The organism is Candidatus Formimonas warabiya, assembly GCF_002777255.1.
GTDB classification, from domain to species: Bacteria; Bacillota; Dehalobacteriia; order Dehalobacteriales; family Dehalobacteriaceae; genus Formimonas; species Formimonas warabiya.
This window is the reverse complement of sequence record NZ_CP017634.1, coordinates 1072934-1085365: the sequence shown is the minus strand read 5'-3', so window position 1 is coordinate 1085365 and position 12432 is coordinate 1072934. Positions and strand designations below refer to the sequence as shown.

At 42.9% G+C, this 12432-nt stretch carries 12 protein-coding genes; all 12 read right to left on the bottom strand.

The window, feature by feature from the left end; genetic code table 11:
* Position 1: 1 nt before the first annotated feature.
* Complete coding sequence (mutS, locus tag DCMF_RS05125; protein WP_214659104.1) at positions 2-2623, bottom strand: DNA mismatch repair protein MutS; 2622 nt, start codon at positions 2621-2623, stop codon at positions 2-4.
* A 305-nt stretch (positions 2624-2928) separates the two neighbouring features.
* The gene (locus tag DCMF_RS05120; protein WP_148133428.1) at positions 2929-3300 is read right to left on the bottom strand and encodes a YlbF/YmcA family competence regulator; all 372 of its coding nucleotides are present in this window, start codon (positions 3298-3300) and stop codon (positions 2929-2931) included.
* Positions 3301-3324: 24 nt separating this feature from the next.
* The gene (gene miaB / locus DCMF_RS05115) at positions 3325-4656 is read right to left on the bottom strand and encodes a tRNA (N6-isopentenyl adenosine(37)-C2)-methylthiotransferase MiaB (RefSeq protein WP_148133427.1); all 1332 of its coding nucleotides are present in this window, start codon (positions 4654-4656) and stop codon (positions 3325-3327) included.
* A 108-nt stretch (positions 4657-4764) separates the two neighbouring features.
* The gene (locus DCMF_RS05110; RefSeq protein WP_148133426.1) at positions 4765-4947 is read right to left on the bottom strand and encodes a hypothetical protein; all 183 of its coding nucleotides are present in this window, start codon (positions 4945-4947) and stop codon (positions 4765-4767) included.
* A 228-nt stretch (positions 4948-5175) separates the two neighbouring features.
* Positions 5176-5592, bottom strand: a complete 417-nt coding sequence (locus DCMF_RS05105) for an NUDIX hydrolase (RefSeq protein WP_148133425.1) — start codon at positions 5590-5592, stop codon at positions 5176-5178.
* 98 nt (positions 5593-5690) lie between these two features.
* Positions 5691-6983, bottom strand: a complete 1293-nt coding sequence (locus DCMF_RS05100) for an LCP family protein (protein WP_148133424.1) — start codon at positions 6981-6983, stop codon at positions 5691-5693.
* Between the two features lie 117 nt (positions 6984-7100).
* Positions 7101-7892: a GTP-sensing pleiotropic transcriptional regulator CodY gene (codY, locus tag DCMF_RS05095; RefSeq protein ID WP_148133423.1), complete on the bottom strand. Its 792-nt coding sequence runs from the start codon at positions 7890-7892 to the stop codon at positions 7101-7103.
* 170 nt (positions 7893-8062) lie between these two features.
* A complete protein-coding gene (locus DCMF_RS05090; RefSeq protein ID WP_148133422.1) occupies positions 8063-9133 on the bottom strand; it encodes a glycosyl hydrolase family 18 protein in 1071 nt (356 codons plus the stop codon).
* A gap of 121 nt (positions 9134-9254) precedes the next feature.
* Entirely contained in the window at positions 9255-10706 is a 1452-nt protein-coding gene (gene guaB, locus DCMF_RS05085) for an IMP dehydrogenase (RefSeq protein ID WP_148133421.1), read from the bottom strand.
* An 86-nt stretch (positions 10707-10792) separates the two neighbouring features.
* Entirely contained in the window at positions 10793-11170 is a 378-nt protein-coding gene (locus tag DCMF_RS05080; RefSeq protein ID WP_236860301.1) for an FxsA family protein, read from the bottom strand.
* Between the two features lie 130 nt (positions 11171-11300).
* Positions 11301-11525: a helix-turn-helix domain-containing protein gene (locus DCMF_RS05075; protein ID WP_148133419.1), complete on the bottom strand. Its 225-nt coding sequence runs from the start codon at positions 11523-11525 to the stop codon at positions 11301-11303.
* A 73-nt stretch (positions 11526-11598) separates the two neighbouring features.
* Positions 11599-12348 (bottom strand): adenosylcobinamide-GDP ribazoletransferase, encoded by a 750-nt coding sequence (cobS, locus tag DCMF_RS05070; RefSeq protein ID WP_214659102.1) that lies wholly within the window; start codon positions 12346-12348, stop codon positions 11599-11601.
* Between the last annotated feature and the right edge of the window lie 84 nt (positions 12349-12432).

The following is a 12432-nucleotide window of genomic DNA, read 5'->3' as shown; positions in this document are numbered from 1 at the left end:
TTCACCCGCTATAATTTTTCAGCTTGCGCTGCCATTGATTTAACTTTAACAAGGCATCCAAGGGCGTGAGATTATTTAAGTCCAAGGACTCTAGCTCGGCGACGAGAGGATGCTTGGGGGGATCCGGCACAAAAAAGCTCATTTGAAGAGGTTTATGCTTGTCCGGAGTCATTTTCCCTTTGAGGTCTCCAGTCATGTCTGTTTGCTCTAATTCCAGTAAAATTTCTTTCGCTCTGTTCAGCAATTCTTCGGGCAATCCGGCTAATTTTGCCACTTGAATTCCATAGCTCTTATCGGTTCCCCCGGGGACTATTTTTCTTAAAAAGATAATGCCCCCTTCTTTTTCTTTTACCGCGACGGAATAGTTTTTTACCTGAGGGTACTTTTCCGCCAGCTCTGTAAGCTCGTGGTAATGGGTGGCAAAAAGGGTTTTGGCCCCTACTTGGGGTTTCAAAATATATTCCACGACAGCCCAAGCAATGCTTAAGCCATCGTAAGTACTGGTTCCCCGACCGATTTCATCTAAAATAATCAGGCTGGATTTGGTGGCATGGCGCAGGATATTGGAGGTCTCACACATTTCTACCATAAAGGTGCTTTGCCCGCCGGCTAGATCATCTGCCGCTCCCACCCGGGTAAAAATTCTGTCGACCAGGCCGATTTTGGCTTGAGCAGCCGGTACGAAACAGCCAATTTGGGCCATCAGGACACATAAGGCCACCTGTCTCATATAGGTTGACTTTCCGGCCATGTTTGGTCCAGTCAAAAGGCAAACCTGGTGTTCCTGATTGTCCAGGTATGTGTCATTGGGAACATAATTGGTGCCGGCGATCTTTTCCACCACCGGGTGGCGTCCGTCCATAATATGAATAATATCATTTTCATTGATTTCCGGTTTCACATAATTATTTTCCAAAGCCACGATGGCAAAGGACAACAATACATCTATTTGCGCGATTACGCGGGCGGTCTGTTGAATCCTCCCCGCAGACAGGGCAATGGTTTCCCTGACCGCATGAAATAATTCATATTCCCGGGAAGCCAGCTTTTCACCGGCTCCCAAGATTTTATTCTCCCATTCTTTTAATTCCTGGGTAATGTACCGTTCCGCATTAGCTAAAGTTTGTTTCCGTACATAGTGATCAGGAACAGAAGAGAGATTGGCATGGGTCACCTCGATAAAATAGCCGAAAACTTTATTGAAGCCTACTTTGAGAGACTTTATTCCCGTCCGGTTTTTTTCTTTTGCTTCCAATTCTGCGATCCATTGTTTGCCATGGGAAGTAATCCCGCGTAACTCATCAACCTCCCCGTCATAACCCTCTTTGATGATGCCTCCTTCACGGGTAGACAGGGGGGGATCGTCGTTGATAGACTTTTCAACTAAAATAGAGATATCCTCCAGAGGGTCGAAGCTTTTGGCCAGATCCTGAAAAAGGTCACTTTGCAGTGTGTTGATAAGCTGTCCCATTTCAGGCAGGGCTGTAACCGAATTTTTTAGGGCAATTAAATCCCGGGGATTGGCACTGCCGTAAGCAATTCTACTCATTAGGCGTTCCAGGTCATAGATTTTTTTTAGGAGCAGGCGGATATCTTCCCGGGCAAAAACATTGTTTGTTAGTTCTTCCACTGCATTGAGCCGCTTCACGATATGTTCTTTGACCAAGAGGGGTTTTTCCATCCACTGCTTAACCAAGCGGGCGCCAAGAGCGGTAGAGGTTTTATCGCAAACCCAAAGCAAGGACCCTTTGCGCTGGCCTTCCCGAATCGTGGAGATTAATTCCAGGTTCCTTCTGGTGCTTTGGTCAATCATCATGAACGAGGAAATAGAATAAGTACGCAAGTGATTGAGGTAAGATAAATCTTTTTTTTGGGTTTCCTTTAAAAAACTTAAGATCGCCCCCGTGGCACAAATAGCGGAAGGAAGATCTTTTAGCCCTAGTGCATCGGCAGAAGCGACCTGGAAGTGAGATAATACTTGTTTCAAAGCATCCTGAAAAAGAAAATTATCGTCGGCTACTTTCGTGATGGTCAGGGAAACAGTCTTTAAAAGTTTCGCCCGGAACAGCTCGTCATGATAAAGAGACATGGGCAAAATGCATTCTGCCGGGTTAATACGGGCGATTTCATCAAAAAGTTTCTGTTCCGTGGTATCTCCGGAAATTTCCGTGGTCATGAATTCGCCTGTAGAAATGTCGGTATAGGCGATACCGAAATGGCTGTCATGATGGGAGATGGCTAACAAATAATTTTGACTGGACTCCTGGAGCATGTTGCTTTCTAAAACTGTGCCCGGCGTAACAATCCGGATCACTTCACGTTTCACAATGCCTTTGGCAGACCTGGGATCTTCCATTTGCTCGCATATAGCGACTTTATAGCCGCGAGAGATCAGTTTGGCCAGGTACCCGTCAACCGCATGATAAGGAACACCGCACATAGGAATTTTTTTCCCATTTCCCCCGTCTCTTGCCGTTAATGTAATTTCCAGTTCACGGGATGCCGTTACCGCATCGTCCAAAAACATTTCATAAAAGTCGCCTAACCGGAAAAACAAAAGGGCATCTTTGTGATTGATCTTGATTGCCTCGTATTGTTTCATCATGGGTGTAAGATCTGACACGGTGCATCCTCCCGGTAAAGTGGCAAAATTTACTTTTAAAAGTATAAAAAAATTATATCATGTAAATAAAGGAAATTGAAGCAAGTTCTTAATTCAGACGGAGAGTCTTTTCCTCCATCTGAATTCTAGAACTGCAAATGCCTGACTTAATTGGCGTTGGACTCCCGCATATATTGGGGACATTCCTAAGAGAGGTGTGTCCCCTGACCTCTGATGGCGGGAGATTTACGCCAAGTTAGTCAGGCGAAATGTCAAAAAAATAAAAAGTCCTTGAACCCTTTCAAGGACTTTCCGTACTGGACTATTTAGTTACAGCCGGAGCAGCTGGCACAGCTATTTCCGTTACAACTGTCGCCATGCAGGACCTGAGATATGATGTTATTGATTTGTTCCAAAATTTTTCCTACCTTTTCCTGGGCGGACAAATAATCCATAATAAAAAGGTTCTCCTGTAATTTTTCCCGTAATTGGTCTAACTCTTCGGTTAATTGGTCGGAGGGTTCTTCGCCGGCTACCTGCATATTATATACTTCTAATTGTTTTACCCGGAAGTCATTCATTAATTTCATTGCTTGCTTGTCGGACTGCATTGTTTTTTCCGCTTCACGCAGGTTGCGTAGCTCATCGCTTTTTTCTAAAGCATCGGCTAATTCTTGGGCTTTATTCAGGATATCCATGGTTCGTCCTCCTTTATTTTTGGGCTATTGGGGGGAATTAATCATTTTCCCTTCCAGATGCCAGGTTTTAGCGTTTTTTATATCAACGTGAATTAATTTTCCTACCGTATTCTTATCACCGGGAAAATTCACGATTTTATTTGTGCGGGTTCGGCCGCTCATGATTTGATCACTTGTTTTACTTTCCCCTTCTACGAGGATTTCTACTGTTTGACCGATCAATTTTTGATTGATAGATAGACTGATCTCATTTTGAATTTCCATCAACATTTGTAACCTTTCCTTTTTAACATTTAAGGGAATTTGCTCCGGCATTTTAGCGGCCGGGGTTCCGGACCGGGACGAATAAAGAAAGGTATATGCAGCATCAAACTGGGCTTCTTTCATTAATTTTAGGGTATCGGTAAAGTCCTGGTCCGTCTCGCCGGGAAATCCCACAATAATATCCGTAGTGATACTGCATAGGGAGAATTTTTTTCTGATTTCCTCGATCAAAGACAAATAAGTTTCGCGGGAATAGCCCCGATTCATTAACTTGAGAATTTTGTTACTTCCCGCCTGAATGGGAAGATGAAAATGCTCGCATACTGTTTTAGAACCGGCAATGGTATCAATTAGTTTAGAGGTAAAATCTCTCGGATGGGATGTCATATAGCGTATTCGTTCGATCCCCCCTTTACCGTCAATTGATTTCAATAAATCGGCAAAATCAAAAGGCACCTCAAAATCCAACCCGTAAGAATTCACGTTTTGGCCCAAAAGCATGATTTCCTTAAAGCCTTCCCGGCCCAAAGCCGCAATTTCTTTTTGGATCGCTTCCGGTGCCCGGCTTCTTTCTCTCCCCCGCACGTAGGGAACAATACAATAGGTACAGAAATTGTTGCATCCATACATAATGGTTACTTGAGCCTTCATGCTCCCCTGCCTTTTGATAGGCAGGTTTTCCGGAATTTCTCCCTCGTTTTCTTCTATGTTTATCTGGACTTCTCCCCCGTTGATGGCCTCGGTAATCAGTTGAGGAAGTCTATGCATATGATGCGTGCCGAAAATAATGTCCACGTGGGACGCCCTTTTTCTGATTTTTTCCGCCATTCCGGGTTGCTGGACCATACACCCGCCTATGGCAATGACTAAACCGGGCTTGATCCTTTTTAGCCTTTTCAGGTTACCAACGTAGCCTAAGATGCGGTTTTCCGCACTTTCCCGCACACAACAGGTATTAATAATGATGGCATCGCATTTTTCTAAGTCCTCGGAATGTTCATATCCCAAGGTTTCCATCGTCCCTGCCAATACTTCCGAATCATGTTCGTTCATTTGACAGCCAAATGTCACCACTTGGTATTTATGCTTCATGACGGCACTTCCCCCTGAGCAAATCTTTTAATATTATATCACATTGTCTGGATTTGTAACAAAAAGAATGGAAAAAGACCCACTGGGATCAGTGGGCCTTCTTTCTATTTATTCACTCTTGTTGGGGGGTAGTACTTTGTGACAGTCGGTTTTCATGCCATGAATAAATTTTTCTTTTTCCGCGGACACGCCTTCCGGATTTTGGGCTAATTCTTTTTTAAATTCATGAACAGTGGTTTTTTGCTCCTGGTTTAGGGCAAAGCCTTTTTCTACTCTTTGTTTCTGGGCCACGAAAATACACCTCCTTTGCAGGATTAGTATGCCCCTGCTCGAGCAAAAAAAATGAACCTATTGATCAACCCTCATCTTTCTTTTCAACTGCATGTTCTTTCCGGACGCACGTCAAAATACGCCCGCGCTGAAATGCTCGCTGTGTCTAGTATCCGAGGGTTTCTGAACAGGCTCTTCTTATTTTCTGAAACAAGTAACCTGATTCCTGAAGTTCCAGTGGCGACTTTCTTATTCGCTTAATTCTTTTAATTTCCGATAAGCAATATTTAACAAAGACTTATCTTGGCTATAGGTAACCTTGCCCAGAGCATCAATAATATTGAAAAAACCGCCATTTTTAAAGCCTAGTTCTTTATTCACTCGATAGGTCCCCGTTGAAGACTCCATCAGGAACCAATTAATTTGATTACACACCGGTTCCTGTCGAGTTAATGAATAAAACTCGTAACTTGTTTCGCCCACTGGTCCAAGAATTTTTGCCTCTACTCCGGTTTCCTCTTTTACCCGGTTTATGGCAATATCATTTGCCCGAAAACCGTTTTTTATTACGCCTTTAGGAAATACCCATTCATTTTTTTCATTTTGAAGAAGTAAAACTTTGTCGTTAAAAAAGACTATTCCACCAGCGCATTGTCTGAAGAGCATGGGCATACCTCCACGTTTTAATTTAAATTACTTTTATACTTCGCCAGTGTTTTTTCTTTTTCCTCCTAACTAAATAAGAATTTGTGAAGTTTATCCGGTTAGATGGAGTCGACTGTATTCTCAGGACTGGTTTCTTCTAAGCTGTCTTCATTTGGGACATCTTGATTATTCTCGGGATTTTCCGGAGCAAGGATGTCACCGGGGGAATTTTGTTCAGGGATGACAACCGGATCTTCATTTTGATTTTCTTCAGGAGATGGTGCATCACTTCCCTCAGGATCAGTAGAGTTAGTAGGGTCAGTAGGATCAACAGGATCTACAGGCGTTATTGATCCGTTATTTTGTTCTTCCGGAGGGACGTTATCATTGTTTTCCGTGTTATTGTCTAAATTATCCTTTTGTGGCGCATCTTGCTCAGGAGGAATTTTTTCAGTCTTAGCATTGTTCTCCTTTGGTGCGGACGGTGTTGATTTTTTAGGCTTGGAAGAGTCCGCAGTGGCTTTAACATCATCATCGATAATGTCGGCAGAGTTGCCGGCAAAAACTTCTAAGACAACCTGATGGGCTTTTTCCGCATCCACAAACCAGTAGCTTCCTCCGTTTATATTTACAAAATTCCCCGGAAGTGTTTGGACCGTAATAGAGCTGACATCATAATTATGATAATCTTTGGCCAACCCGATCATGTCGGTTATTTTTAGGTCGGTTTCCACAGCTTTGTTCAGTTCTGGTATCAGTACCGGCAGTTTTATAATATTTTTTGCCTGCATCATTTCTTTGGCCAAGGCGGCTAAAAATTTTTGCTGACGCTGGGTCCGGGATATATCACCCAATTTATCATGTCTAAATCTTACATATTGCAAGGCTTTTTCTCCGTCAAGGCGCTGGAGCCCTTTTTTAAGATCAATATCTCCATCATAAACATGGTACTTCATATTCTGTTCCACATCAATTTCTACACCACCTAAGGTATCCACGATTGCGCTAAATCCGTCAAAATTGGTTACCACATAATAGTCGATCGGTACCTTAATTAAATTGGAAATAGTCTCTTTCGCCAGCTCTATCCCGCCTAATTGATTGGCGGCGTTGACCTTATTCTCTCCAAAACCTGGAATATTTACTCTGGTATCACGAGGAATGGATAATAAACTAATTTTTTTCTCTTTTGTGTCAAGGCTGGCTAGAATAATGGTATCTGTGCGGGAATTGGTGCCTAATTTTTCATCCGTACCGAGTAAAAGAATATTTATTCTTCCTTTTACCTGGATCCAATCTTCTTCTACAGGCTTCGTATCGGTAGGCTGCTTACCCCACATTAAATAACCGGAAACGGCCATGATTCCTGTGACAAATATGATTAAACCAATTTTCCAATAAGCGAATTTCATGGGAAAAAGCACCTTCTTTCAAAAACGCTGTCTTTATTATAATTTAACGCATTTTTCTCATACCTTCAATGGTTAATAAAAACCAGGAAAACAAAAAAAAACAGCCTGTACAGGCTGTTAGATTCTTCCGTGGGTGGCTTGAATTCTTTCCAGCTCTTCCAGCAGATAATCATTAAGCACGCGAATATATGTCCCCTTCATGCCTAAAGAGCGAACCTCAACGACACCGGCGCTCTCTAGTTTTCTTAAGGCATTCACAATTACAGAGCGGGTAATTCCCACCTTATCCGCTATTTTACTTGCCACCAAGAGGCCTTGATTGTCGCCAAGTTCGTTAAAAATATGATCAACAGCTTCTAGTTCAGAATAAGATAGGGTATCAAAAGCAATGCTGACTGCCGCTTTTTGCCGGGCCACTTCCTCTATTTTTTCCGCTTTTGAACGGAGAATTTCCATGCCGATTACGGTTGCCCCGTATTCTGCCAGAATTAAATCACTGCTGTCGAACTCTCCCGGTTTTGATAACATTAAGGTGCCTACCCGTTCCCCACCGCCGACAATTGGTATGACGGTGGTAAATTTGTTTTCCACCAGACATTTTCTCTCGGGCAGGAAAGCGCATAACCCATTTCTGTCGATATTGGCTTTGGTTTCTCCGGTTCTTAACAGGTCCTCATTATATTCACTGGGAAACTGGGCATCCTGTTTCACTACCTCTTGCATGGTAGGACAATCAAAGTTATCCAAAAAAGCATAACCCAGGACATTTCCTTTTCTTCCAATGATATAGGTATTGGAATGGATATTCCGACATAATACTTCAGCCATTTCGGCAAAACTGATCGGATATCCTGCTGCCATTTGAATCAGTCTGTTGATATCCCGTGTCTTCTCCAATAATGTCTTCAAAGTAACCCTCCTCAAAAGATTAATAAATTGAACTACGCCATTCTTTTTTTCGTGTTTTTATTGTTACTATTTACGGAAAAATATCTTCAATAAATAGACGAAAAAGCCAAATACCACAAATGAAACTGTTCGCTATCCATGAGACTTTTCCTTCTTTTTTTACAAATTTTTTATATTTTTTGTGAATATTCTTTAATTACCTCCCAGGCACTCCGATCTAAAAAACTGATTTCCCAAAGAGCAATGCCTGCCACGGGATATTGATCAATGACCTCTAATTTCTCTTGGATACTTTGGGGGTTCTCAAACCAAACTTCATGAAGTTTGGACTGGGAATCGTAGTATTTAAAAGTGGGACAGTTACTTTCCTCATCCCAAAAAGGAAAGACCTTGTATGTAGCAATTAAGGAAAAGATTTCCCTTCCTGAAACATAAGAACCCTTTGTGCCCCAATCATAGCCATAATAGCCCAAACCAATAAAAATTTTTTCTTCAGGTATCTTTCGTACGGCATATTCCGTTACCTGCTTCACCCACCCGGCGGATGCCACCGGACCAGGGTCTCCGCCAAACCAGTGCTGGTCATAAGCCATAATGACAATTTTGTCGGCCCATTGGGCCAAGGCTTGATAATCGTAGGCATAATGCCATCCTTTTTTAGGATCACCAGTCTTTGCCGGTAAGGACAGGGCCAGGGAAAGGCTATTGCCATGTAACTCTTTGGCCAGTTCTTTCACAAAAAGGGAAAAATTATTTCTATCCTCAGGCTCAACCAGTTCAATATCCAAATTGATACCATCAAATCCATTCTTTTTGGCTAAGTGGGCAATTTCTTTAATGGCCTCTTTCCTGTTGGCTTTTGACAGAAACTGATGGGCCACCGCTGAGGAAAAGTTTCCTTGGGTCAAATTCTGAATCAAAGCAAAAGTGGAGATATGATCCTTTTTTGCTTGGGCCAGTACTTGAGCATTGGTTTGCCCATTGATGCGTCCTTGCGCATCGATGGTGTACCAGGCGGCGGCCATTTCCCTAATGGTATCGGCATTTGTTTGCAAAGCCTGCAAGGAATCAAAGGCATAATATCCTAAAACCTCAATTTTGGCAGTGTTTTTTTTATCTAAATTTTCTTCTTTTTCTTGTTCCCAAGAATTCCCGGGAAAACTATTTTTCCCCCAAAAAACTCCTATTAGGCATAGCAATATGACGACGATGAAATAGATGCCGGGTTTGTTTTTTGTCATGGGGTGCTCCCTTATGATGCATGTTTATTGATCATAAAAATTAGGTATCCGGTTCCCATTTTCCTGCATTTTTTCTCTGCCAATGAATGGAAATCGATACCTAATTGTTATTTTATCATCATTAAAGCCGATAGTTGGGAGCTTCCTTGGTTATTTGCACATCATGGGGGTGGCTTTCTACCAAACCAGCGGAGGTGATGCGGACAAATTTGGCGTGGGTTTTTAAATAATTAATATTTGGCGTTCCGCAGTACCCCATGCCTGAGCGGAGCCCTCCGGTCAACTGATAGACAGTCTCAGACAAGGGACCCTTGTAGGGAACCCGCCCTTCGATTCCTTCCGGAACAAGTTTTGCAAGGTCTTCTTGAAAATAACGGTCTTTGCTCCCTTCTTTCATGGCGGCAATAGACCCCATGCCCCGATAGACTTTAAAACTTCGTCCCTGGTAAATTTCTATATCGCCCGGGCTTTCTTCCGTACCGGCAAACAAGCTGCCAATCATTACCACATCTGCTCCCGCCCCAATTGCCTTTACCACATCACCGGAGTATTTAATTCCCCCATCGGCGATGATGGGAATATTGTATTTGGAAGCAACTTTGGCACAATCGTAGATAGCTGTAACCTGAGGAACGCCGATCCCCGCAATAACCCGGGTCGTACAAATTGATCCCGGGCCAACGCCAACTTTTACGGCCTCAGCACCTGCATCAATTAAAGCCCGGGTGGCTTCCCCGGTAGCCACGTTTCCTGCAATAATGCTTTTTTCCGGATAAGCTTTTTTTAAAGCAGCTACCGCCTTAATTACGCCCAGAGAATGGCCATGCGCAGTATCAACGACGATGGCATCTGCTCCTGCTTGAAACAATGCCGCAGCCCGTTCCATGGTATCTGATGTTACTCCCACTGCGGCTGCTACCCGTAATCGTCCCCTCTCGTCTTTGGCAGAATTGGGATATTGACGGGTTTTCTCAATATCTTTGATCGTAATCAGGCCTTTGAGATAACCTTCTTTGTCAACGATGGGAAGCTTTTCCACCTTGTGGTGGCGAAGAATTTCTTTGGCTTCTTCTAAAGTGGTGCCCAAGGGAGCAGTAATGAGCCCGTCTTTCGTCATTGCCAAAGAAATTTTTTTCGTAAAATCTGTTTCAAAGCGCAAATCTCTGTTTGTCAGAATTCCCACCAGTTTTCCTGCCACCGTAATAGGAACACCTGAAATATGGTATCTTTCCATAATCGCTAAGGCATCCTGAATGGTATGGTCCGGAGATAAAAAAATAGGATCCGTAATAATACCGTGTTCGGACCGTTTTACGCGATCTACTTCCATGGCCTGCCTTTCAATGGACATGTTTTTATGAATGACGCCGATGCCCCCTTCCCTGGCTATCGCTCTGGCCATACGCGAATCGGTAACCGTATCCATTCCGGCACTCATCAAAGGAATATTTAGTTTAATGCTTTGGGTTAGGTTGGTAGTAATGTCCACATCCTTTGGAAGAACCGATGATTCATTGGGAATGAGCAATACATCATCAAAGGTTAGACCTTCCTTAATAAACTTATCCTCCATTTTTGCACCTCTCTTGTTAGACCCGTCTCTAAAAATTTTTTTCCTATTATAGCACAACTTTTTCAATCATTCTATGCTTTTCCGGATTAATAAATTTTTATTTTTCCCTGTGCGATCCATTTCCATAATCGGATTTTAATCCAATTGCGGATGACGACACGACTTCCCGGAAACAAGAAAAAAACCCCGAGAAGGTCTGTAATCAAACCTGGAGTTAGAAAAAGCAGAGCACCTACCACGACGAGAAACCCTTCCAATACCTCGTTCCCGGGGACTTGACCTTGGTTTAAATTAGATTTAATTTTAGAAATTACCTGCCACCCTTCCCGTTTCACGAGTAATATGCCGAAAAAACTGGTAGAACCGATAATCAACAAGGTATTAATTAGTCCAATACTCTTCCCTAAAACAATCATTACATACAATTCCAGCAGCGGAACAATTAGCAAAAGTGGAAAAAGCATTTTAAACAAATGAATCACCCCTTGGAAAAACAGCATCTTGGTGAAAAGGAAAGTACTTGAAAAATATAAAAAAAACCGCTGGTTACGATTGAGTATTTCCTCAACCAGCAGCTTTTACGGTAAATAATTCTTAATCCTGTCCCAGAACAGAACCAATCCCGTAGTTTTCAAAATGTTCCCGTAAATGGCCAATGGCGCGAGGATTAACATCTAATTCCCCGGCGATTTCCATATCCGACTTATTATTGGCTAACCCTTCCATAAATCGGTCATAATTTACGCCTACCTCTTCGCACATTTCACTTAAATAAGGCTGCCAATTCCAGGGGGTTCGAGAACGAAAATCTTCTTCCACGAGAATCACTCCCTCTTTTTGGGAATAGTGTAACCCAAAAAGGAAAAAACATGTTACCATTTATTGGCTGAACCTAGGTTACTGCCTGAAGGACGAGATAAGATAAGATAAATAATACTTCTGAGAGTTCTGCCATCGCGCCATATACATCACCGGTTAATCCTCCTAAAGCCTTTTGGATCGACCGGCAGCATAACCAGACCATCCCCAAGGACACAACTATCGGCACGAGCGTAAACCAGTCTTGAAAGATCACCAAGGGCAGCAAAGTTAATCCGGTGGCAATGGGAAAGTCGGACCGGCGCTGAAACTTTTTATAAATCTGTCCTAACCCTTCACTACGTGCTCCGGGAAAGTATAAGATGGTATAGACCATGATCCAGCGGGAAAAGACAAAGGCCATGGGCACAATCCAAAAAATACCGTGGGCATCTACGACCATCTGGTATAAAACGAATTTAAGCAGCAAGATAATTACAGCTCCAGTAACTCCGTGGGCTCCTACCCGGCTGTCTTTCATGATTTCCAGCATTCGTTCCCGAGAACGGGCAGAAAAAATACCGTCTGTGGTGTCCATCAGTCCATCCAGATGGAGTCCTCCGGTCAAGAGAATACCGGTTAGAATGGCCAGCGCCGATGCCAATTGGACATGAATGCCGCTAAACAAATAAAGGATAAGGGCGACAAGCATGCCGATTAAAAACCCGACCAAAGGGAAATAACGGGAAGTCCGGCCTAATTCTTCCTCGCCGAAAACAAAATTGATTTTGATGGGGATTCTTGTTAAAAAAGTAACAACAATTAAAATATCTTTTACCATCATTGATTCCTCTCCACAAGCACAATTAAAAACCCTCAGCCTTCCAGCTGAGGATATACATCCCGGCATATCACTCTTTATATGATG